The 23,496-nt window shown below is 56.9% G+C and carries 15 protein-coding genes and 1 tRNA gene; 6 read left to right on the plus strand and 10 right to left on the minus strand.

All coding sequences use genetic code 11. The annotated features are described in order from the left end of the window. Positions 1-861: 861 nt before the first annotated feature. Positions 862-1,680, minus strand: coding sequence for an SEC-C metal-binding domain-containing protein (locus IC234_RS08775; RefSeq protein ID WP_190924655.1), 819 nt, complete (start codon positions 1,678-1,680; stop codon positions 862-864). Between the two features lie 362 nt (positions 1,681-2,042). On the opposite strand from IC234_RS08775, the gene IC234_RS08780 reads away from it, so the two are divergent. Further along, positions 2,043-2,357, plus strand: coding sequence for a helix-turn-helix domain-containing protein (locus IC234_RS08780; RefSeq protein ID WP_190923526.1), 315 nt, complete (start codon positions 2,043-2,045; stop codon positions 2,355-2,357). A 193-nt stretch (positions 2,358-2,550) separates the two neighbouring features. Here the strand turns inward: IC234_RS08780 and IC234_RS08785 are convergent, their stop codons facing one another. The 7 genes from IC234_RS08785 to IC234_RS08815 form a co-directional block, all read right to left on the minus strand. Further along, positions 2,551-3,663, minus strand: coding sequence for an HNH endonuclease domain-containing protein (locus IC234_RS08785; protein WP_190923528.1), 1,113 nt, complete (start codon positions 3,661-3,663; stop codon positions 2,551-2,553). Positions 3,664-3,759: 96 nt separating this feature from the next. Continuing rightward, positions 3,760-9,087, minus strand: a complete 5,328-nt coding sequence (locus tag IC234_RS08790) for an FtsK/SpoIIIE domain-containing protein (RefSeq protein ID WP_190923530.1) — start codon at positions 9,085-9,087, stop codon at positions 3,760-3,762. A 14-nt stretch (positions 9,088-9,101) separates the two neighbouring features. Continuing rightward, positions 9,102-10,583 (minus strand): hypothetical protein, encoded by a 1,482-nt coding sequence (locus tag IC234_RS08795; RefSeq protein ID WP_223827578.1) that lies wholly within the window; start codon positions 10,581-10,583, stop codon positions 9,102-9,104. Between the two features lie 123 nt (positions 10,584-10,706). Then, the gene (locus IC234_RS08800; RefSeq protein WP_190923534.1) at positions 10,707-12,617 is read right to left on the minus strand and encodes a hypothetical protein; all 1,911 of its coding nucleotides are present in this window, start codon (positions 12,615-12,617) and stop codon (positions 10,707-10,709) included. Between the two features lie 48 nt (positions 12,618-12,665). Further along, a complete protein-coding gene (locus IC234_RS08805; RefSeq protein WP_190923536.1) occupies positions 12,666-13,484 on the minus strand; it encodes a phosphoadenosine phosphosulfate reductase domain-containing protein in 819 nt (272 codons plus the stop codon). A 68-nt stretch (positions 13,485-13,552) separates the two neighbouring features. After that, entirely contained in the window at positions 13,553-16,921 is a 3,369-nt protein-coding gene (locus tag IC234_RS08810) for a hypothetical protein (RefSeq protein ID WP_190923538.1), read from the minus strand. Positions 16,922-17,021: 100 nt separating this feature from the next. Continuing rightward, positions 17,022-18,014 carry a DUF4007 family protein gene (locus IC234_RS08815; RefSeq protein ID WP_190923540.1) on the minus strand — a complete coding sequence of 331 codons (993 nt, stop codon included), beginning with the start codon at positions 18,012-18,014 and terminating at the stop codon, positions 17,022-17,024. Between the two features lie 131 nt (positions 18,015-18,145). Between IC234_RS08815 and IC234_RS08820 the strand changes: the two genes are divergently transcribed. Further along, the gene (locus IC234_RS08820; RefSeq protein WP_190923542.1) at positions 18,146-19,300 is read left to right on the plus strand and encodes a cysteine desulfurase family protein; all 1,155 of its coding nucleotides are present in this window, start codon (positions 18,146-18,148) and stop codon (positions 19,298-19,300) included. 157 nt (positions 19,301-19,457) lie between these two features. On the opposite strand, the gene IC234_RS08825 is transcribed toward IC234_RS08820, so the two are convergent. Beyond that, positions 19,458-19,529: transfer RNA gene (locus tag IC234_RS08825), tRNA-Glu, on the minus strand. Positions 19,530-19,843: 314 nt separating this feature from the next. Between IC234_RS08825 and gap the strand changes: the two genes are divergently transcribed. The 4 genes from gap (at position 19,844) to IC234_RS08845 (ending at position 22,698) form a co-directional block, all read left to right on the plus strand. Beyond that, on the plus strand, positions 19,844-20,851 hold the full coding sequence (gene gap / locus IC234_RS08830) for a type I glyceraldehyde-3-phosphate dehydrogenase (protein ID WP_190923544.1): 1,008 nt from the start codon (positions 19,844-19,846) through the stop codon (positions 20,849-20,851). 141 nt (positions 20,852-20,992) lie between these two features. Continuing rightward, positions 20,993-21,862, plus strand: a complete 870-nt coding sequence (locus IC234_RS08835) for a diacylglycerol/lipid kinase family protein (RefSeq protein ID WP_190923546.1) — start codon at positions 20,993-20,995, stop codon at positions 21,860-21,862. Between the two features lie 11 nt (positions 21,863-21,873). Beyond that, positions 21,874-22,212, plus strand: a complete 339-nt coding sequence (locus tag IC234_RS08840) for a translation initiation factor (RefSeq protein WP_190923548.1) — start codon at positions 21,874-21,876, stop codon at positions 22,210-22,212. A gap of 51 nt (positions 22,213-22,263) precedes the next feature. After that, entirely contained in the window at positions 22,264-22,698 is a 435-nt protein-coding gene (locus IC234_RS08845) for a DUF1622 domain-containing protein (protein WP_190923551.1), read from the plus strand. Here the strand turns inward: IC234_RS08845 and kdsB are convergent. Further along, positions 22,695-23,444 (minus strand): 3-deoxy-manno-octulosonate cytidylyltransferase, encoded by a 750-nt coding sequence (kdsB, locus tag IC234_RS08850; protein WP_190923553.1) that lies wholly within the window; start codon positions 23,442-23,444, stop codon positions 22,695-22,697. The two genes, IC234_RS08845 and kdsB, sit on opposite strands and share 4 nt — an antisense overlap. Positions 23,445-23,496: the final 52 nt, after the last annotated feature.

Raw genomic sequence — 23,496 nt, forward strand, 5'->3', positions numbered from 1 at the left:
AAATTTTATTATTCAATAATACAGCTGAGGAAAGGCTGAGGCAAAAAGCTTCTCGGGTCTGAAAAAAAGGGTTCTAGGGTGGGAGGGGATATTGGGCAGTAAAGAAACCCGTAACAACCAGACCCGCTGAACCACGACACTACTGTCTGTAGCTAGCCAAGGCTCACGGGCTCCCAGGAAAAGCAAAAAGGCCATCACGCTGCCGTGAGGATCTTTCCTGTGGACGCATAAGGCCCGGAAATACCTTATTGAGCTAGATGATAACAGACAAAAACCATCTTATTTGGCCTTCCTGACTGTTTGCTTGGCAGGCTACAATCTATTCAAATGCGTTGTGATATAGGGTAAATGAGGCACTGGTCCCCTGACGGGGCCTCTCCAATAAGCACAGTGTACGTCTGTGCGGGTAGGGTGCATTTGATCCAGTGGGTGTTTTTATTTAACGAATCGAAACAGAATGGTTAATTATAGCATAAAACAGGCATTCTTGTAACTAGCTATTTGTCCCTAAATTATATGCACATATGTTGGGTATTATCCTTGTTATTGTGTCATAATAGATGCTCTAGTTCTAGCAGGAACCGCATTCATGGAATGTCATTAACTAATCTGTGATGACTGACTTTTTTGTAGCGGACCTATGTTTTGGCTGATTCAATTTCTTTTATGATTAGATAGAAACACTCTTTGTATGTGTTCACAACTAGAGGGAGTGTTAACTTGAAATTCTGTCTACTTAGCCAGATCTTTAGTGCTAATGAAGCTAGCCCCCAATGCAAATCCTCATCTCTTAATTTCATCTTTTCAAGTACATCCTTTAGCCTAATTTCAGGGTCTGGATAATGGCTTTTTTTGCCTAATTTATCCAAAAAAATCAGTGAACAAACCCCCCGCTACAATTCCATGCTCAATATTTTTTCTGTTTCTTTTGGTCTTGGGCTGTTTGAGCATAAGAGAAATTGCATTAAAATCAGCTTCTGATTCAGTTTTCACACTTTCTTCGCCACTTATTTTTTTGTTATCAACCATTAACTCTATCGATCGGTCAACATGCCCAAGGGAAAAATGGCTATATTCATGGCAAAGAACAAAGTTAGCTGCGTGTAAGAAGACAGAATTCGTCTTTTCGATGTTTACCTTGTCACTGATAAGATATTTCTGGGGATTTGGAAATTTTTCGATATTCCACACAGAGTACCTATTGATAAGTGAAAGGCCATAATTTAAAAAATCGAACTTAGCATTTAGCTTAACAGGATCGCTAAAATATCCGCGCTTTAGCCTTGGTAACATAACGTGTTCGTCGAACATGGTTACCAGGCTATAAGATAGAATCCATATATAAGATAAAAAAGTCTCTTGTATATGAATTTGCTTATTCGAATTAATGTAAGCAAGATCATCATCAATTCTTTTCTCTTCATTGATGTACTTTATTCCATTTTTTAATTCTAAATTATTAGTGTCATATTCTAGTTGGGCTCTAAACGTGGGATTGGTTTCCTCAAAAAAATGAATAACATTATTTTCTAAAACCTTTATTGGTTGTGTTCCCATGCTGTTTTCAGGCACTTGTCTTTGAATATAACGGCTACTTGGTTCTATCTCTGGATGGCAGCATTTTTTGTATTTAAGACCGCTTCCGCACCAGCATTTTGAATTTCTTGGATGTTTACTCATTGCATGATTGTTGGTAGTAAATCTTTGTCTTACTCAAGCTTAGCTTACGAAGAAAAAGATAATGATTGCATTGTATTTTTTTTCTTAAGCATGTTGCTGCTCATTGTTTATTTGCTTAAATAAACAGCTGCGCCGCATTCACACTGGGGGCTTTAGCTTCTAAGGCAGTGGGTAAAGCCCTTGAGCAGGTTTGCGATGCTCATCTTTGGCCGTTGGCCACCCGAGGAATCCAAATACAATGGTAAATTTCAAATAGGCGCCGTCGAAAAGTAAAAACAGATAGAAGGATGCGCAGCGTTTGTTAACTTAGCAAAAATCCACGCAGGTTGCTGACTGTGTGTTTAATCTCAGCGTGTTCCGCTATGCAAGCATTTTTGCTGATTCCCGAAACAGAATTGCGGCAGCTCATAGGACGAATTGAGCGCCTGGAGGCAGCCGAGCAGCAACGCGCCCAAGAAAAGGCCGCGCTACCCGCGGATGAAGTCCTAAATGTAAGGCAGGCAGCGGTTCTGCTTAAGGTGACCCCGGGAGGCCTACGAAGGGCGCGCAGGGCTGGTCGGCTCAAAGGTGTGCGCATTAATGAAAAGGAATGGGGCTTCTATACCTCGGAGTTGCACCGGTACCTGAATCGCTACAATAGGCAAGCGTTGTATGAAGCAGACCATAAGAATAGTTAGCGGCCATAAAGCGATTATCTTTTATACACAAAGCGCAGTCGGAAAAGCAATGTGTGCTCTACTTGTCTGACCCTATCCTAAGTCCTTATCGCAGGTAACTACAGGTACTGCTTCTGCCTCATAGGCGCTCAGCACTACAAACAAGAGATATTAAAAAACCTGAGGTCGGAAGTAGTGGATTTGGAGGCTAGTTTTATGCGCTTTGCGGTATGACGAATCTAAAAGGTGCGCGGAAGCCCAAGTTGTGCGCCGTTTGCCACTGGGGTATCACTTGCGCCCTTAGCCTGTTTTCGAAAGCCTCAAACGAGCATTCTCGCACTTCCTGCAGGGATTGCCCAAACAGAACGTGATAGTCCTCCAAGAGAACCTGCTGGCTGATCAGGTTAGCGTGGAAGTGAAATGCCTGGTATTGCTGGTGGGCGAAAGCCGGGAAGTACGCCAGGTCGGGAAGCCAGTCGTTTTTCGCCGAATTTACCGCCTTGGGAGTAGGAATTATGTTCCAGAGTTGATCGTGCACCACGAATGACCAAGGCAGGAAATGATCCAAGCTCATGTTCAGAGAAGTGATGATCTGCCCGGAGTAGATGCAGGCAAAGGAGGGGTGGACGTCCAAGTAGCCCTGCCAGTACCGCTTCGCGGCATTCAGCTTGCGCTGCTCCGGTCCCAGCTTTTCCAATTTCTGCGATAGCCCAATTACGTTGGGATTATGCTTTTGCAGGAACTGCACCATATGCCACTGGGCGAAAGCGCGAAGGATGAGCAGGTGTTCCTGAAAATACCGTACCCAAGGCTCGTGCAGCACAATGTGATCACCTTCAATTCGGTAAGGCGCATGGGTCGAGCTAGCCGCTAAGCGAGTGACTCGCGCGTTTACTTGTTGGTCGGGTATGCCGCGGGTCTCGGCCGCGAAGAATGGCCGGATAAACCGGTACGGAACCCAGGCCAGTAGCCGGCGCGTAGCCTGCAGCAGATTCTCGAGGGCGGCCGGAGAGGTGCCGGTGCGCAGCTGCTCGTACAAACTGGGGGCCGCAGGGCGATTGTCAACAGTAATGGCCAATGAGACCGCTGCAGCTACCGTCTTAAAGCTGTCCTGCTTGCCAAACGAGAGCTTGAAGAAGTCCAGTGGGTACCAGACCTCAGCTAGCATGCGCAGCGACAAGTCCTGCATGGACATGCGCGGTTGGTTGTGCTCGCGTAGGCTGTCCAGGATACTTAAAAGCCAGTAGAATTTATAAGAATTCGTTACGTCCGCGAACACCGTGGTGAGGTTGCGCACGTCCACGCCGGGGCTATCTGGAATTTCCACGCGTTACCACTTGAAGGCATTTTTGCGGCAGTAACCGGAGGGGTAAGATGGACATAGCTCATCTTACCCCTCCGGTTCGCCGGAATCGTTCTGAATCTAAACCGTAGCCGGAATCATTATGCTAACTAATTCTTCAATTACCGTATCCGGAATGAAGGGCACCTGTCCAAAAACCAGGTCAGGCTCCCCCTCCAATTTGGCCAAGAGGTGCCCTTTGCCCAAAAGGCGTTCGGCACCTTTGAGGCCCAGGGCGATTTCCGAAGTGCCCTCGGAGTCCACCCGCAGGATGAGGCGGTTGCCCAGGTTTGCGCGCAGCTGCATGGGCATAACATTAGCGTCGGGCCGCTGGGCTGCAAAGACCAAGTAGATGCCGGCGGCGCGCGCTTTAACCCCTAGCCGGGCAACAATGGCCGTGACGGCCTGCTTGTACTCGTCAATCTGCATCCAGTCGGCAAACTCGTCGTGTACCAACCAGATAACGGGTAGCCGTTGTTCAGGAGCAACCCTGGCATTGTACCGGCTCAGACTTGGTACCCGAGCCTCACGGAAGCGGCGGTACCGAGACTCCATCTCCTCTACCAGCTGATTGAGTTCCTCCAGAGCGGCTTCCTGCTCGACGATGATGGCTCCGCCCTTGACGTGGGGCAGGGGCTCCAGGGCGAAGTAGTCCACGCCCTGTTTCGGGTCAATAATGATCATCTGAGCCTGGTCGGGCGTATTGGTAGCCGCGATGCTCAAAATGATGTTCTGCACCAGCACCGATTTGCCGCTGCCCGTAGAACCCGCAATCAGCGTGTGCGGGGCATTGGTTTGCGGGGAGAGGAAAAGGATTTCTCCGTTGTCCTCCCGGATGGCAATGGGGAGGGTCTGGTTGCCGTTAACAGAGTCCGGTATCCACCGCCCCCAAATGTCTTCCAGGCGCACCACTTGCCGGTTAGGCCGCTCAATGGCCAGGGAAATGGCCCCGGCCTCCGGCCTCACCGACACGACACTAAGACCGTACGTGGTCTTGAATTCTGATTGCCGGCGCAATGCCTGATCTACGGTTAAGTTGGCACTTCCTTGGAAGGTCAACAGGGCCGCGTTGGGGGTGAGCTTCTGCGTGAGCAAGCGCGCGTTAAGGTTGAAGCCTTGCAGGGCCGCTTTGGTCCGTTGCGCTACCGAAGCCAACCATTCCATTTCCGCGGGGTTGGCGGTTTGCTCCGCTTGGTGTTGCGGCATCAGTTTCTGAATGCCTGGGTACGCCCAATGAGCCGAAGTTTCAGCTGGAGGCGGGACGAGGACATCCGGTTCTTTATCAGGGGGGGCAGGCTCCGTGGTGGGTTTAACCGCCGGTTTCACTGGACCTTTTGCAGTCGACTGGCCTACTTCTTCCCGGGTGGCGAAGACTTTAGCTTCTTCCCCGGGCTTGATGCATCCGACCGCCTTGACAAAAGTCTGGGACTGCCAGATTTGCGCTTCGCCTTTTTCCAGTCGCACGGGCATGGAATCCTCATTAGCCGCGTAGGTGGTTACCAGCTTTCGAACCTGGTCGAAACTGAACACCTCTTGGTAGGCTTCTTCCACGTCGCCGATTACCGAGAAGTCGGCATCCAGTGGGTCTTCTTCCGTTCCGGAGACGAAAACGTGGGAGTAGCCGCGCAGACTGATGTAGCATTCGCCCTTGCGAATGGCCATGCGCCAATCGGCCAAGTTGATGTTGGCCCCAGCTGAAAAGTGAACCCCGTCCAGGATCAGGTCCGATAGCCTCGCCAACCAGAGGCCCCGGTCCAGCCGTTCGGGGGTACTGAACAGGGCGTCGTGGATGCGCCGGAGCGTATCGCGCAGTTGGTTTCGTGACTTGCTAGCGTTGGCGGGCAAGGACCCTCGCTCAATAAACTTCGCCTCGCTCACCACGATGCTTAGGCGGAGCTCGCCGTTGGGCCCCGTGCTGGGGCTGAGCATCAGGATGTCGGCCAATTGCTCTTCGCGCTGCCCCAGCCACTCGGCGTAATCATCCAGGAAATACCAGCCGTAGTTTGCTTTTTGGCCGTTGTTGAACGCCTGCATCTCATTGCGAATCAGATAGGAGCTCAGCACCACTCCCATTAACTCGCTGGCGCTCCGGCCGCGGCGCGCGGCGCGCAGCACAATGTCACCGGAGATGACGTTCGCCTCCTGAATGAAACGGTCCGCCAGCTGCTTCTGCGCCGACGGGTCCATGGCCAGCTGCAAGCTGCTGATGCGACGCTGCACCATAGAATGCAACAGGCCCAAGGAGGCGGTAGAGGAAACAATCAAGTTCCGGCCTTGGGTAGCCGACTGCTTGTAGCGAATAACCCGCACCTTGCGGTCAATGAGCTGACGGCGGTCCAGGAGTTCATCGTAATTCACCACCCAGTTGCCCAGGTTGTGCGTTTGCGTGAATATCTCCTGCATGCGCTCGTCCTGGAAGTTGAGTTGGCGGGCGGGCAGCAACCGCTGCTGGGTGTCGCCGTCCCAATTGCCCTTGATGAAAGAAGTAATAGCGGTCAGAAATGCCCACCCTTGGCTGCTTTGCGCCGGGGAACACAAATACACCACCGACTTCATGTCGCCAATGGGGGAGGGGCGCCGCCTCGACCATTGGGAGGGAACCAGTTCTTTTAATGCTACGGGTTGGGCATTTTCCTTATACCATTCCACGGTGGCATGGCGGGCGATGACATCCTGCAAGAACACAATGTCATTGGGCGGTCCGTCTTTCTCGTTGGGCGGCGGAGCCTGATCGGCGGAAATCCCAATGCGCAATCGAGCCATGAAGTCGCGCGTCGCCTCGCTGGCACTGTAGGCATCGGGGTCCGAGTCAGAGGCCTCCATGATGCGCTCGTAGAGGGGGTGCAGTTTGCTCGGGTCGTTATGGCGCAGCACAATCTGACAGCGCACGTCCTCCTCGTCTTCGTGCGCGGCCCCAATGCGATCCACTACTGCCTGCGGCAGTCGGGCGGAGTCACAGTTATAGAGGACTACGGACAGGTTCGCGCTCTCGTGGGGCTGGAGGGCGAGGTAGCGCTCCACCAGCTCGGCGACCCGTTTGGCAGATTCGGTGGGATTATCACTCGTTTCCACGTCATTGGCTACGGGTGATTCATGCAGCGTGTAGTCCCCGATCGTATCACTCAGCGACAAGAGCTCGGGCTGGCTTTCGTAACGCCCGAGCACAACCTCGGGGTAGAAGGGGTGCCCCAGCTCGTCCCTCAGGTCTTTGAAATACAAGCGGCCCGCGTCCCCGAAGCGTACTTCCGGGTCGTTTAGATAAGCCTTTACCAAATCCCGGACGCGTTGCGCTTTGATCACCATTGCCACCATGCGTAGCGGGTGCCAGGGCGTAATAATTTCGGCCGCGGCCTCGCCCTCGATGGCAACCGAGCCAATTCGCAGCAGGGGAACGAGCAGCAAATTGCGGTTTCGGTCACCCACCGCCTTCTGGCAAATAGCTGTCAGCAGCTTGGCGTAGGCGTCGGCCTGGGTCAAGAAGGCTGGGCACGCGAGCCCCTCCTTCCGGAAGCCATCAATGGCCGCTTTGTACGTTTGCTTGAACTCCGTCCACAAGGCTTTAATCTCTTTCTCCACCGGCTCGCTGACCAAGTCTTCCGCGCGGGCCTGCACCAAGTTAGACTCCCACAGAGTGGCTAGGTTATTCACCGGCTTGTAGGTGCCGATAAAGGAGCCCCGGTTTTGGCCAAATGCTGGCGTTAGCGTGCGGACGTCACTCAGGTTGACCGACTGAAACCGCCCTTTGGCGCTTATCGCCTCCCGTCTAACCGTGCTCAACACCATTGGGCTCTTGAGGGCCTCCAGGCGCCCCCAGTCCGTGGCGAACTCTCGCGTTACCTTATTCGGTGTAAAAGTCCAGAGGAGTTGGGTAAGCACTGGATTGGAACCAATGGCTTTTCCCTCAACGAGCGTGTCCATGTGCAACTCAATGGTGAACTTGAGTTGCAGGGCGGCTTTTGCTTCCGAGCGGTTACGCGAATACTTGGGTTGTTTTTTCCACTCCTCCAGCAGTTGGGGGATGTTGAAAAGCTCCCCTACTTCCCATTCTACCTGGCTCCCGAACACTTGCCGGAGTCCTTGGTAGCGGGTCGCAAAGTACAGGGCGGCGTCTGCGTTGATGCGCTTGAGTAGGAGAGGGGTTTTGGTGTCACAACGAATCTTCAACCGGCGGTTGATGCTGTAATCCTCGACCGAGAGCCGCTCCATGCAGAGAGCTAAGCCCGTCAGGAAGTCCTCGCACTCCTGGGGTTTGCCAAAAGCAAATTTGTCCCAGGCCGCTTTTAGCGTCTTTTCCTCGCTGATTTGGTGGCGGTGTTGCTCGTAGAAAGCGCGGTCATCCTCATTTGGCGTGACCGTTGAGCGCTTGCTCAGGTACTTCAGATAGTCGCGCTCATCATTCGTCAACAAGTCAGGCTCGCGCTCCTTGAAGAAGTGAATGGTCTGCTCGCCTAGATTTAGTTTTTCACGCTTTAACCCATCAAAGAGCTGCTTGATGTCGTTCCATTCGCATTCCGCCAGTTGCCGGGAAGCCGCATTCCACTGCCCATCAGACGCGATGAAAGCTTCAATTGCCGCATGGTTATCAGGTGAGATGTTTTCCTTAACCTTGTTGAAGGAGGTGCGCAGGTTAGCACCAGTGAGCAGCGTTTGGTTGGGGGTTTGCTTGCGCAGAAAAGGCGCTCTTTTCTTATATGATTCCAGAAATAGGTCCTTCCAGCGCTTTAACAGGGGATGGTGTTTCTCTTGTACCTGAGAAAACAACTCAGTGTCTCTCGGCATGGACAGCGCGGGCAGGGCGGCTCCCAAGGCGTAGAAGAAAAACGAGCCCTGCTGTATTTCGCGGCGCGTACGCAAAACGTATTCCGCCACCTGGGGTAGTGAGCGGATGCTCAGTTCCATTAAACCTTTTAAAATGAACCCCCAAAGCTTTAGTTGTTCAGAAGGCAACTTTAAGCCTTGCCCAGCAACTTTTACCCATAAATCAGAGCGTAGTAGCAGTATTTGTGTGCCAATCGGTTCAATTAGATTCAGGGATTGGGCTTCGTCATCGCCCGTGTTTGCAATCAGAAGGGCTGGTAACGCGCAATCTGCGTTACGCAGGTAGGTTGCTCTATGATTGGTAAGAATCTTGTCGGGCAGTCCGTAAGCTGCCGCGTAGAATGAGAGCTCCCCTTTAGGTAGTTGTATGTGAACCTGCTTCGCGAGGAAAGCATCGTCCAGGATGGCTCGGGCAGTGGCCGCCATCTGTTCGCCCTTAAGTTGGTCGAGCAGGAAGCGAGCGGTACCCGATTCAGATTCATATTCCCTGATGCGTGAGCCCAGATACAAGGCCACTACTTGACCGATAAGGGTAGCAGCCGTTAAATCCGCCCCTTCGGTGGGAGCAATCACGAGCGTAGACGTTTCCATAAGTAAGTAGCGGGTTATTCCAGACCGTGAGGATTGATAATGTAGGCGCACCCGTCCGAGAGACGGCGCAGCAAGCCCAGGCTGCTCAGGCGGGCTTCTAAGCGCGCGGCGTTCGCGGCAAAGGGTTTGGATTCGTAATCCTCCTCCTCGATAACCTGCTTGGCTTCCCGCTCACTGAACACCAACCCGTAACGTTCAAAGAGCAAGTGGAAGAATTCTTTCAATTCCATCCGTTGCGGCACGTTAGCAAAAATGAGGGTTTTCAGGAAGCTGTCCGTGGGCGCGTAACGGAACTTCGTGGTGGCGCGTCGTGATACCAACCCAACCAACCGGCCGTAGGACCGATGGACTTCCCCGGCGTGCTGCTGGTGGCGGTGCTGTGCTTTATCTCGGATGAATTCCAGCAGCTGCGCGGGGTCCTCAGCGCCCTCGTATTCTTCGATATCCCACCAAATCTCCTTTTTCAAAATCTCCACGCACTTGCTGTACTGGTCTTGCTGCGTGCGCAGTTGCATCGCGGCCAGCCAGTCGTCGGAGCTGGTAATCTGCGTCAGATAGGCCTGAATGGCTTCGCCGGATAAGCTGTTGTTTTCTTGAAAGTTGATGACGGAAAGTTCCCGGACCAAGGTTTTCTTGGGAGCCACCACTTCGCATAGAAACGTGATGCGCTCCTTCTTGCCCCTCCACGCGGCGGCAACCTGCAAGTGATACAGCATCACGTGGAAGGCCCCCATCGTCACGAGGTGATTGAGGACATCGAAGTTGGGCAGGCGCAATTCGAAAAGGCGGAGCCAGTCCTCGCCCAACCGGTCAAAGCTGGGGTGCGCTTTATAAGGCAAGTAGCTGTGTTTGCGCTCAACCCCGTTTTCCTCCGGGGCTTTCTCTAGCACCTGGAGCAGCTTATTCCACTGATTATCGCCGGCCAGAAAGTGCGTAAGGTAGGGGCGAAGCTCGGGGGCCGAAGCGCTGCGGCACAGCATCAGGTAAAGCAACTCCCCCGTCCGGGTGAAGTTCACGTAGTCGCGCTTGCCATCCAGGGTGGCGTCTTCGTAAATGGCGCTGGCTCCGAAGGGAAACACAAAGCGCGACGTCCAGCGTTTGTTGCTTTCGCCTTCCACGGAGGCGTCCCGGAGCATGCCAACCAGAAAGGCGAAGTCGCTGAACTTCTCAAACCGCGGCTTTAGGTACGAGAAGTCGTTATCATTCAGATTCTGAGCATTCTCATTCATCCAGGCCAACCAAGTCGTCCAATTGGTATTGGAATCCGCCCGCTCGTTCTCGAGGTCTTTAATGACGTCGTTGTTCCACAAGATATTACGCAGGTGCATGCGGCGCAGGGGGTGGAACACCAACGGGTAGTAGGAGCCTTGCTCATCGAGGAGCGTGCCTTTCCGATGGAAGTACTCGGCCACCGTCAGGCATTCCAGGAAGATCAGCCAGGGCGATTGGGGGTGAATCCGGTGCCCCCAAATTTGTTCGTCTAACCATAAGGCCATCGTCGGATAATGGCCACGAGGGGGACGTGCTACCGCTACGTCCGCGGGTAGAAGTTCTTGCATTACTGCCTAACGAAAGGGGGTGAATGAAGCGGGGCGATGTCAAGGCGCGGAGTGCGGGCCTTAAGCCGGGATATTCAGTTGAATAGTGATGTTTTCCGGCCGACCGGATTCGTCCAATCGAAGGCGTTGAAAACTAAGGGTGTTGTCTTCTTCTACGCCTTCCTGCAAACGGCGCTTTTTTAAGGCCGTCAGTAGCCGGCTCTTGAAAGAGAGTACATCCTCGTAGCATTCACGGGAGAAGCTACTGGGCAGGGCTCCCTCCGCGACCCGGGAGAGGAATTCGTAACGCACCAGATTCAGCTTGAAAGATTCGGAAATCGACTCGTTCATCGTCACCTTTAACGCGGGCTTATTCCCATTCCAAACCACGTCGACGCGCTCTCCACGGCTGGGATTTACCGAAATGGCGTCTTCGTAGATTCGGGATACTTTGGCTCCGGTCGATTGCAGGCTCGTTCCCAGAAAGAGCTTGCGGTCGTCGGTGATGAGCATTCCCACGATGACCCGATTAAGACCCCGCACCAAGCGGTTGATAATAGCGCGCTCCACTTTACCATTGCCGACGCCCGGAGGGGAAATCGTGCGCACTACTTTTTCCAAATATTCTCCCGCGTAGCGAAACACAGTTAGCTCCCAGAGGTGTAGCTCCTGCGCTTCAGAAGCCGGTATCTTGAAGAACAAGGCCCGACGCTGCGTGACAAGCATGTCCAAGAAATCGCTGTTGCTGTTGTCTTCTTCGGCGGACTCCACGTAGTTGCTCTGGGCCAGCCGGTAACTGGCATCGGCCCCGTAGAAAGGGTCATTGCCTAGATAGGCGTCATAATATTCCTTCAAGGCCTCATCGGCCTCCCCGAAGATGAGGATGCCATCAATCCGGTTGGTGGTCTCGTGCCCAAGCCGGAACCGATCCAGGTAGTTAAAGACGCCGATGCTCTCGCGCCGGCTTTCTCGTAGATTGCCGCCGAAGATATTGTTGTAAATGCTGGCTTGGGCCACCGTGCCCTGCTGGATAATCTTGGCGACATCCGTTGGCACCATCAAATTGTCTTTGTTGCAAGTCGGATGCCCCAGCACGGCATTAACCAAGAGCGCAAGAATCTCGCGAATGGGGATGTGCAGGTCGTTGTAATCACAGAGCTCCAGCAAATCGCGGAGCCGTTGCCGCAGCTGGGGCTCTTGCAGCAATTCGAAATTGCGGCGGATGGGCGACTTATCGCCAAAGGCGACGGATTCTCCCATCTCTCCCTCGAAGCAAGACTGCCAACCTGGGTGGTCGATAAAAGCCTGAATGGCGAAATCAAAAAGCTCGGCCGAAGAACCCCGCGACAAGTTGAAAAAGCGCAAAGCCACGTCGGGCAGCGATTCTAGGTCCTCGACGAGCAGTTGTTCAAACCGGCTCCGAGCCTTATTCACCGCTTCCGAATCGGGTAGGCGGCGCCAGGTTTCAATGAGCTGGCCGTCGTTGGCGGCGATGAGGAAGTAATCCGTCGTCGACGTCTCGAAGAGGCTCCGGGAGAACGTTTCCAGAAGCTCGCGTTCCGCTTGATTCCATTCTGCTCCTTGCTGGGGTACCCAGGCGCTCAAATCCCGGATGACGTGCAGTGTCGCCCCGGAGGGCAGGACCTGGTTGATGTAGGGATTGTTGGAAGCCCAGGTAGTGGCGTCTCCTTGCAAGGCTTCCCACACTTTGCCGCACAGGTGGGTCTTTCCATCACCGGCCGTACCGGTCAGAATCACGGAAAGCATCTGTTGCCCCGTCAGGCAGCCGAGCACCTCCGCGAACCGTGGGTGTAGAAAGGTGATCGGCGCAACGCCTGCGCGCCGCGCCGCTTTGCCCGTGTGTTCTTCAAAGGCGGAATCGTTGGCGGGAATGGGGCCGTACTTGCGGACGAAACGGATCCAGTTGTGGGCTTGGTCTTTATTGCGGCCAGGGGCTGCTTTCGTTGCGGGGGAACCGGCGGGCTGAATCACTGATTTGCAGAATGGGGACGGAATAGAGAATAGAGCTAGTAAACGGCCTCACAGCTGGCAAATCAGACAGCCGGTGCGCTCCTCGTAGTCATCGACGCCGCCGAGCACGTGCAGCAGGCTCCGGTTCTTAGCTTTACTCCGGGCCCGTTCTTGCGCCAAGGCGTGGTCGCGGATGATCTGCGCCATGCGGTCGGGCTTTTCCAGTTCAGCTAGCGGCTCATCGCCGCACCAGTAGAAAATCGTTTCCGCGTTCTTGCCGGCCTTCTCGTACGCTTTGGCTTCCTCAAACAGGTCCGGGTGCGCTTCCCGTAAGCGGACCCACTCTATCTTTTGCTGGTAAAAGCAAAAGAAGCAACCGGAACGAGTGCGGCCCCACTTGGTGTAAGGAGGCATGCCCAGGCCCGATTCTTCGAGGATGCGCTCGATGTCGGCCTTGACTAGCCCATCCTCAATGAAAGGATAGAGCGGCTTAATGTTGGGCTTATGGCTGATGTAGCCTTCCCGCTTTTCGTCGGCCCGCAAGCCCACGTAGTTGTAGCAGTTGTCGTCGCCAATGAACTTTTCAAAGGGCTTAAGCTTCATCATGCGGGTGCACCAGCGCCGGTGATTCGACGGCAGCATGCCCCCGTAGATTTTCAGCAACTGGTCGAAACCAATGAAATCGCCCTTTTCTTCCGTGCTTTTGTGAATGGGCTTACCCAGCAGCGCTTCCAAGCGGCCCAGGTATTCGTAGGTCTCGGGGAGCTCTTTGCCGGTATCGTGGAAAACGTACTCCATCTCGGGAATTCGGTCCCGCATGTAGATGGCCAGGGCTGCACTGTCCTTGCCGCCGGACAAGCTGAGAATATGTCGAAATGGTAGATCCACGGTAGAAGCTGATTTAAGGGATTCCAAGATAATGCTTTTTAGTAAGCTTGATGCGGTATTCTAATAAACTAATGCTCTACGGCATCGGCCACCGGCTCACTGGCCGCTAAAAGCTGCCACAACACCCGGGAAGCTGCGGCCATGCCCACTCGGCCTTGGCCGCGCAAAAGCTTGGCTAGCTCGTCTTGCAGGTCCGTGGCCAAATCCACCTCCTCGGGCGTAAGGTGGATGACTTGGCCGCGCTCCTGGCCATTGGGCTGGGTAAGCGCAATGCGCACGGATTCTCCTTCGGCGATGCCTTTGTATTTGCTGCGGTTATACACCACGGCTTCCACGCGGCCGAATTGCGCGACGAGGTGGTGGATTTCCTGTTCGTACTTGTGAACGTCGGCATCGCGCCATTTGGCCGGGGGCATTGCGCACACCAGGTTGCCCAACGATTCCAGCCACTGCGTCTCCGTGAGTTTGGTATCGGCCAGGCGCAAGCAAAAGCTTTTCAAACGCGGCTCCGTTACAAACGCCGCCACGGAGGCCGCCCGCGGGGCCAAAATGTGCCGCACTTCCTCGAAGGTGCCCTGGAGCAAGAATTCGGTGTGCAGCTTTTCCCTGATCCACTGCAACAGCCCGGGGTGGGCCCCGCGTAGCTCGTCGACCGCTGCTTTGAGTTCCTGGGCAAAGAGGGCTATCTGCGCCCCCTGCTGGTCACTTTCATCCAGTACTGGGGGCAAATCGCAGGCCACGGGTAAATCGTGAAATAGTAAGCTGGCCGGATCGCGGGCCCCCAGGAGCGCCGCCCGCACCGCCTTGGTATGGGGGGCCAGCCGCGAGGTTTTGAGGGTGTACTGGGGCAGCCCGGCCATGAACGAAAGCAGCGGCTTAACCACGTCGAGCAAGTCCACGCGCTCCTCGTGCTTGCCCGTGAGTTGAAGCTGGTGAATCAGGCTTTGAAAGAGCTCGGTCCGCACCCCGTTGATGGGGTAGAACTGAATCTCAAAGGTTTCCGGGGCCTTGGTAAGGCGGAAGAAGTTAGACCCCGTAATGCGGGGTATAAAGGAACCGTCCTCGTAAAAGGCAAGCTCCTGTTCGTTGATGACGCTGAAAATTGCCAGCAGCAGCGGGATGAGACCCTCGCGAACGCCGTAAGGAGCCTGCCGCAAGGCTTCGTAGACCACGGTGGCCGGTACGCGGGCATCCGTGGTTTCGGCCAGCACTTCGCGGATGCGGGCGAATGCCGGCAGCAAACGTCCGCGCTGGGCATCAACTTGCTCCTCGGGCAGCGTCAACGCCCAAGTGCCCGTCCCGGGGTTCACCTGGTGCAGGCCCCCGGCTTTGAGCACGGACAAGTACATGGACATCTCCGGTGGTGTCTTGGAAGAATCCATGCCCAAGTAGGGCTCAAAGGGAGTGTCAAAAAGCTGCTCGCATAGGCGCCCGCGGGCCCCCGACGCGGCCGAGGAGAGCACCTTGCGGTTGATGAGCTCGTTGTGAATGCGCGGGGCGGCGTGGAATACCTCGTCCAGTACGGTGCTCAACAGGGCCATGACCTGGCGGCCCGTTTTAACTTCGGGCAGTAGTTCCCCGTTTCGGAACCACCGCAGGCCACTCTCCAAGCTGGCATTAGTCATGCCTACGTACCGCTGCACATGCTCCGCTAGGGTCTGCTGGGCATTGGTGAGCTGGCGCGCCACCTCTTCGCGGGCGTAGTCGTCGTGCTGCAGCTCCGGCACGTTGCGCTGAATCCATTCCCAGCGACGAACCTCCTCCAGTACTGCGGCCAAGCCCTGCAAGGGCTGGGGCACGGCCACGAGCGTCTGGGCGTGAGAACCCGTTGGGGACTGGGCAAAGGCGATGACGCGTTGTTCCTCCTCCGGCGTTTCGCACAGGGGCACGATGATTTTGCCGTCGGCCGTGAGGCTCGGTCCCACCAGCTCGATTAAGCGGTCGGCGTCGGTGTATACAACCTCAAAGAAGCGCAGGGTCCCGGTTTCGATGTAATGGCGCCGAGCCACCAAGGGACGGACTTCAACGCGTTCGCGAATGAGACTCGCGACTTTCTTGATGCTGCCCAACTCCCGACCCGCATCGGCATACACGCTCTCCAGGTTGACGCTGGTGTGCGGCCAGAGGCTGTATCCACCGGCGGCGCCGCGGTAGTAGAGCAGGTGCCGGTTCTTGAGCACCTGAATCGTGCCCTTGACGTCTCCGCAGTCCCGCAGGGCCAACTCCAGCGCCTCGGAAGTGGCTAGTAGGTCCTCCGCGTTGAGAACGTTAAGCAGCCCGATGGTCTTGAGTAAATTAAGCTCCAGTAGGTCTTCCCCGCGATAGGAAGAAATAACGCCCTCAATCGCTTTCCAGTGGTTGCGGTAACTCTGCAGGTTTAGGCGTTGCCCAAAAGCGTAGCGAGCGTAATCGAAGAGGTCATGAACTCGGAAAAACACTTTGCCTTCCGTGCGCTCGACAAAATCCTGCAGGCCGAAAGGCTCGCTACCCAGCAGGAAGCTGAACAAGGACCGTTCGTTCTGGCCGAAAGTGGCGAACAGGCGCACCAGCAGAGGCAGTACAGTTGGGTGCAGCGGATACAGGCGCGGGGCGATGTCGGCCAGCGCGGGCTGACGCGAAGCCGGCCCGTACCAGCGGAGCCGCAGGGCGTCCTGCATGTCAGCTTTGGCGCGACCCAAGGCGGCAAACGGTGCCACGGCCAACTGCGTGTTCAAGGCGTTGGCAATCAACTCGGCCACTTGCTCGATGGGGTAGTGCCAAGTTAATTCCTCGTAGCGACCGGCGATTTTCTCCCACTCCCGCTGCTGGTTCTGGGTTAGACTCTCCGCGTAACCACTGATGCCTTGGTGCAGCAGCACCACAATCATTAACGGGGTAGCGCCGCTGCGGGCCGCCAATTCAGCGAGGCCTTGCAGCAAGTAAATGTCTTGGCGCTCGGGGTGGAGGGCGGCAAACTCTAAGAACTTGCCTACTTCGTCCAGCACGAGCAGCACGCCTTGGGCAACCTGCTGCTCCACAATCAGCGCGTGGCTGGTTTGCACCCACTTGATAATTTGCGCGTCGGTGACGGCTCCTTGCTGCACCGCGGCGCGGAGCTTGCCGAGCAGCTTGCTGGGCACCGTGCCATCCGGCAGGGCCACGAGGGCTTTTTCCAGCGCCCGGGCAATGGCCAGGCCCAGGGGTTCACGAGAACCGGTTACCAGAATAGGCAACAGGGGCAAGCCCGTAGGCGTCGCGGTATCGGGCACGCCTTTTAGGCCGGCCTGCAACAGCGGCGGCAACTCCGCGCGACGGGCGGAAAACAGATTGGCCAGCAGCAGGGCAAAGGACGATTTACCCGACCCGTAATCACCGGTAATCCGCCAGGCGCGCATGCCTGAAGTAGGGGCCAGGCCCGCGGCTAGCCGGGCCACGCTCTGCTTCGCGTGGGAAGTCAACACGTAGTCCTGGAGGGCACTGGGGTGGCTCCAGTCCCGTTCTAGGTGCGTAGACCGCAGAAAGCGGCCTTGGATTTTAAATAGGGGGGGATTGGTAACTTCAAGCATGATTCACCGCCTCTTGCGGCTGAATAGATGGTACGGCAATGTAATCGGTCACTTCGCGTTGGTACACGTTGGCCAGCAGCTGGGCTTCGCTCTGAGCCGTCCACTCGTAGGACTTAAGCACCCGGGGCAGGGCCGCGGAGGCCCGGTACTCCAACAAGCCCTGGGAGTCGGGGCCCAGGCTCTCCAGCCGGTCGCGCAGGTCCTGCTCGCTCAATTTAAACAGCTGACCGACACTGCCGGGCACCACGGCCACCTCTCGAAAGGTGAGGGAGGCCTCGTGAGGCCGGTTCTGGCGCCAGAAGTCGTGGAGGCAATAAGCCAACAGCGGACCCGTGATTTCCGGCTTCCGGTCCCGGCGGAACGCATACACGGGCTCGTGGCGGCGGCCATCCACGAACTCAATCAGGCGCTCCCCGGCGGGAAGCAGCAGGTTGAGCTCCGTGAGGGGGCAATCCAGGTTGTCTTCCAATACTTCCCCTTTTTTGCCGCGGGCCGGCAAGTAGGTATGCAGGAAAATGTCCAGGTGCTGACTCAACGTCGTATCGGAGAGCGCCCGGTCCTGCTTGGTAGCTTCTTGCTTGAAGGCGCGAAGCAATTCGCTACGGGAAAGCTCCGGCTCGGCCCACTGGTTGAGCATGAAGTACCAGGCGAACATGGGCTCCTCGACGTGCGAGCAGAATTTCCAGTGAATCAGCCACAGGGTGCGTACGTCTTCCAAGTAGGGGTCAAACCCGTGGGGGTGGAAGATGGCGTGTCCAAAGGGCGTGATGCTGAGACCAGCTTGTCCATCCAAGGGCTGCGCGATGCCAGCCAATTGCACCCAGAAGCGAATAGCACGGACCATGTTCTTGCCCACCCCCAACTGCACCATGGCCTCGTTCTCGTCGCTGAAAACGGTTGGGTTTTCTCGTAGTGAAAGGTAGGCCTTTGGCAGCCAGGTATATCGGCACGGGAAGCTTTCGTGGCCGGAAAATCGAAATCGCATAAGGCTAGTATAAAAGGCGCTTGCGGGCTGCGGAGGGCATAAAATGAAGTATTGGGCGATAAACCCAACCTTTCCATCTTCAAAAGTAAGCCACGCAATCGCGAGTTTTGCAGGCTTATTTTCCGCTCTTGATGATATACCTAGACAATCACGCCACTACGGCTTGCGACCCCCGAGTAGTCGCCGCCATGCTGCCCTACTTCAGCACGAACTATGGCAACCCGGGCAGCCCCCACGCTCTGGGGCAGCAAGCCGCTGAGGCTGTGGCACGGGCCCGAGAGCAGGTCGCTGCGTTGCTTAAAGCCGAGGCTGCTGAAATCGTCTTTACCTCCGGGGCCACTGAAGCCAATAACCTCGCCATTATAGGCGCAGCTTTGCAACACGAAAGCGCGGGCGGGACACGCCGGCGCATTGTGACTTCCGTGATTGAGCACAAGTCCGTTCTTGAGCCCTGCGAGTATCTCGCAACGCGGGGCTGGGAAGTGATACGGTTGCCGGTCGACTCCCACGGGTTCGTCCAGTGGGACCATGCCGAGCGCCTTATAGACGAAAGCACCCTGTTGGTAACCCTGCAAGCGGCTAATTCGGAAATTGGCACAATTCAAGACATTCGTAGCATGGCGAAGCTGGCGCATCGGCACGGGGCCTTGTTGCATTGTGACGCGGCTCAGGCAGTAGGAAAAATCTCTATGAATATCTTCGATTGGCCCGTGGACTTGCTTTCGCTAAGCGCGCACAAGTTTTACGGCCCGAAGGGGGTAGGCGCTTTGTATATACGGGGCGGGGGGGAAGACCAAGCCTTGACCCCCTTGATGAGAGGCGGAAGTCAGGAATACGGCCTGCGACCAGGTACGGTGCCAGTCCCTTTGATTGTTGGGATGGGAGTGGCAGCGGAAGTAGCCGGGAATGAGCTAACTATTGAGCAGCAGAGGATTTGGCTTTTGCGGGACCGGCTCGAAAAGGAGATATTAAAAGCCATCCCCACAGCCACGGTCAATGGAGACCTTAAACATCGATTGCCGCACAACAGCAGCATCACCTTTCGCGGCGTGGAAGCGGAAGCCCTGATGGCTAACTTGTCCACTGTGGCGTTGAGTACGGGGGCGGCGTGTGAGTCCGGAAGCTTGGACCCCTCCCGGGTTTTATTGGCAATAGGGCGAACGCACGATGACGCTTTCTGCACAGTGCGAATGGGGCTGGGCCGATTTACCACTGTTGAAGAGGCTCAGCGAGCATCTAAAGAGATTATTGATGCTGTGCAGTTCCTCCGGACTTTACTAGCTTAGGGCCGATGCGTTAAGTGATTAGTATAAAGGATGAGGGGTGGCTGTCAGGGAATTTCACTTTGATGGATTTTGAAAACTAAACCCGTCGTGGGGGGCCCCTCGTGGGTCCCCCGGAAAACGAAAATGGCCTTCCTGATATCAGGAAGGCCATTGTTTGTAGTCCGTAGGGGAATCGAACCCCTGTTGGTAGAATGAAAATCTACTGTCCTAACCCCTAGACGAACGGACCGTTGTTCGTTTTGATGATGCAAAGGTACGGCGCGCGGCTTTCGATGCAAGTATCAGCGCTAAAAAAAATGGCTTACCAACGGAAATAGCCTGTTTTACAGGCTAAAAAATTTATGTGTGGCCACGTTGGTGGGGTGGCCACGGCCGGCAACCCCAGGCGGCGCCTGCCAGTTGCGGTATTCCATAAAGGAATCGACGCCTTGCCACGTCGTATCGTGGAATGCGGCATCAACCCGCGCCATTCTACTATCTTCGCCCCGCTTTTTAACCGGTCGCCGATGTGGCGGCTGTCACTTACCACCTTCCTGTTTCACCATGGCTAAAATTAAAGTCGCCATCAACGGCTTCGGTCGCATCGGCCGCCTCACTTTCAAGTCGCTGCTGGGCCGCGACAACGTGGAAATCGTTGCCATCAACGACCTGACCGACAACAAAACGTTGGCCCACCTGCTGAAGTATGACTCCGTGCACGGCCGCTTCGACGGCACCGTGAGCTACGACGAGGAAAGCCTCACCGTGAACGGCGTAAAAATTGCTGCCCTTGCCGAGCGCGACCCCAAGCTGCTGCCCTGGGGCACGATGGGCGTCGACGTGGTACTGGAATCGACCGGCCGCTTCGTGGACGAAGCCGGCGCGGGCCAGCACCTCACCGCCGGTGCTAAAAAGGTCGTGATTTCGGCCCCCGCCACCGGCAACATCCCCACGGTGGTGCTGGGCGTGAACGAGGACATCCTCACCGGCTCCGAAACCATCCTGAGCAACGCCAGCTGCACCACCAACTGCCTGGCCCCCATGGCCAAAGTGCTGGACGACGCTTTCGGCATTGAGAAGGGCTACATCACCACGGTACACGCCTATACCTCCGACCAAAACCTGCAGGACGCCCCCCACAAGGACCTGCGCCGCGCCCGCGCCGCTGCCTATAGCATCATCCCCACCAGCACCGGCGCCGCCAAAGCCGTGGGCCTGGTGCTGCCCAAGCTGAAGGGCAAGCTCGACGGCCTGGCCATGCGCGTGCCCGTGCCCGATGGCTCGATGACCGACCTGACCGTTATCCTGAAGAAGGAAGTGACCAAGGAGGAAATCAACAACGCCCTGAAGGCGGCCGCCGAAGGCCCCATGAAAGGCATCATTGAGTACGCCACCGACCCGCTCGTGAGCATCGACATCGTGGGCAACCCCCACAGCTGCATTTTCGACTCGGAGCTGACCTCGGCCAACGGCACGCTGGCCAAGGTCATTGGCTGGTACGACAATGAGTTCGGTTACTCCACCCGCACCGCCGACCTCATCCAGAAGCTCGGCGAGCGGATGAACGGTTAAGCGCTAAGTGCGTACATAAGACGCCGCCTGCTTTGCCACCCGTGGCGAGGCGGGCGGCGTTTTTTGTGTGGTTATTTCGGCCATTAAGGTGAAACGTTCCCTGTTGTCTTTTATTCGCCAAGCTCAAGCCTGGCGTGTGCAATGCCCAAAACCTGCTTTATCCTGAACCCCATGGCCGGCCCCAGCCGCCGCCTCGACATGCCGGCCCTCATCGACCGGTACTTTGGGGCGCGCGAAGCTGATTACGAAATCAGGCTGACCGAATACGCGGGCCACGCGGTAGAAATAGCCCGCAGCGCCGCCGGCGAGGGCCACAAGGTGGTGGTGGCCGTGGGCGGCGATGGCACCGTGAACGAAGTGGGCCGCGGGCTGCTGGGCACCGCCGCGGCCATGGGCATCGTGCCGCAGGGCTCCGGCAACGGCCTGGCTCGCCACCTCAAAGTGCCGCTGGCGCTGCCCGCCGCCCTGCGCCGCCTGGCTGCGCCCACTTTCAGCCGCATGGACGTGGGCGTGATGAACGGCCACCCGTTCTTTTGCACGGCCGGGCTGGGGTTTGATGCGCACGTGAGCCAGCATTTTGCCCAGGCGGGCTCGCGCGGGCTGGCCACCTACCTGCGCGTGACCCTGAGCGAGTACCGCCGCTACCGGCCCACGCCGGTGCGCGTGCTGCTCAACGGCGAAGAGCGGGCCACGGACTGCTACGTGCTGGCCTTCGCCAACGCCTCGCAGTACGGCAACAACGCCTACATTGCGCCCCGCGCCGACCTGCGCGACGGCCTGCTCGATGTGTGCCTGATTGACGCCCTGCCCGTGGGCCGGGCCTTCCGCGTGAGCCTGGCCATGGCCCTCGGCAACCTGCCCCAAAGCAAGGCCGCCGAATATTTTCGGGTGACGGAAGGCCGGGTAATGGCCGCTGCCCCCATTGGCTTTCACGTGGACGGCGATTACATGGGCCACGCCACCGAATTCAACGTTGAAATGATGCCGCTGGCCCTGGCCGTGGCGGTATAACTCGTAAAGAAATGAAGAAACCCAGCCGCACCGGCGTGGTATATTCCACCAACCCCGATTTTACGTACCAATCTGACGAGCCGGCCGCAGCCACCACGCTGCCGCCCCAGCAACAGCAGCTGCGCGTGCAACTCGACAAAAAGCAGCGCGGCGGCAAGCAGGTGACCCTCGTAACTGGTTTTGTGGGCACCGACGCCGACCTGCAGACTTTGGGCAAGCTGCTCAAAACCAAGTGCGGCGTGGGCGGCAGCGCCAAAGACGGCGAAGTGGTAGTGCAGGGCGACTTCCGCGACAAAGTGTTGGAAGTGCTACTGAAAGAAGGCTACAAGGCCAAAAAGGCCGGCGGCTAGCCGCGTGCTCCCCGAAGACCCGCTTTCCATCCCCCGCCAAATTCCTCCTGTATGCTGCTCCAATTTGCTGCCCTGCCCGAAGCGGCCCGCGACGTCACCTCCATCCACGGGCAGGCGGAAAGCGGCGTCATCAGCGCGGTGCTGTGGCTGAAGCTGGGCGTGGAAACGGTGGGCGCCACCATCATTGCGCTGGGCATTATCAGCGCGGGCTGGCTGCTGGTGAAGGCTTTGCTGAAGCGCCAAACGGCTGATTTCACGGCCATTCGGCTGGCGCTGGCGCGCTACCTGGCTTTGGCGCTGGAGTTTCAGCTGGGGGCCGACATTTTGTCGACGGCCATTGCCCCGAGCTGGGAGCAGATTGGCAAGCTGGGCGCCATCGCCGTCATCCGGACGGCGCTCAACTACTTCCTCTCGCGCGAAATGCGCGAGGAGCGCCACGAAGCCACGCCCGAAAACCACGTGGTGCAGCGCGCCGACGCCGACTAGTACCCCAGCCGCACGCGGGCGCGCTCGGCATCTTCGGGCGTGTCGATGCCGAAGGCTTCCAACTCGGTTTCGGCGCACTGAATGCGGAAGCCGGCTTCGAGCCAGCGCAGCTGCTCCAGGCTTTCGGCCGCTTCGAGCGGCGACACGGGCAGGCGGGTGAGCTGCGCCAGCACGGCGGGCTTGTAGGCGTAGAGGCCCAGGTGGCGCAGGTAGTGGTGGTGGGCCAGCCACTCGTGGGGCTCGCGGCCGCGCTGGTAGGGCAGGGGGTGGCGGCTGAAATACAAGGCGTGGCCCAGCTGGTTGAGCACCACCTTGGGCAGGTGCGGGCTGAACAATTCTTCCTCCGTGAGCACGGGTTTTACCAGCGTGGCAATGTCGGGCGCGGCGGCCGGGTCGGCAAACAAATCGGCCAGGGCGTTGATTTGGGCGGGGTTGATGAAGGGCTCGTCGCCCTGAATGTTGACGATGCAGTGCACGTCGGCCGGGCTGCCCAGCAGCTGGTAGGCCTCCCACAGGCGGTCGGTGCCGCTGGGGTGGTGGGGGTGGGTGAGAACGGCCTCGCCGCCGAAGTCCTGCACGTGCCGGAGGATGCGCTCGTCGTCGGTGGCCACCACCACGCGGGCCAGGTTGGCCTGCTGCGCCTGCGCCACCACCCGCTGAATCATGCTCTGGCCGCCCAGGTCGACCAGGGGCTTGCCGGGCAGGCGGGTGGAAGCAAAACGGGCGGGAATCAGGCCAAGGACCATGCGGAAAGGAGATAGAAATGCAACAGAAAGCACCAAAATTAGCTGGCAAATA

The sequence above is a fragment of the Hymenobacter armeniacus genome (assembly GCF_014699055.1).
In the GTDB taxonomy this organism is placed as follows: domain Bacteria; phylum Bacteroidota; class Bacteroidia; order Cytophagales; family Hymenobacteraceae; genus Hymenobacter; species Hymenobacter armeniacus.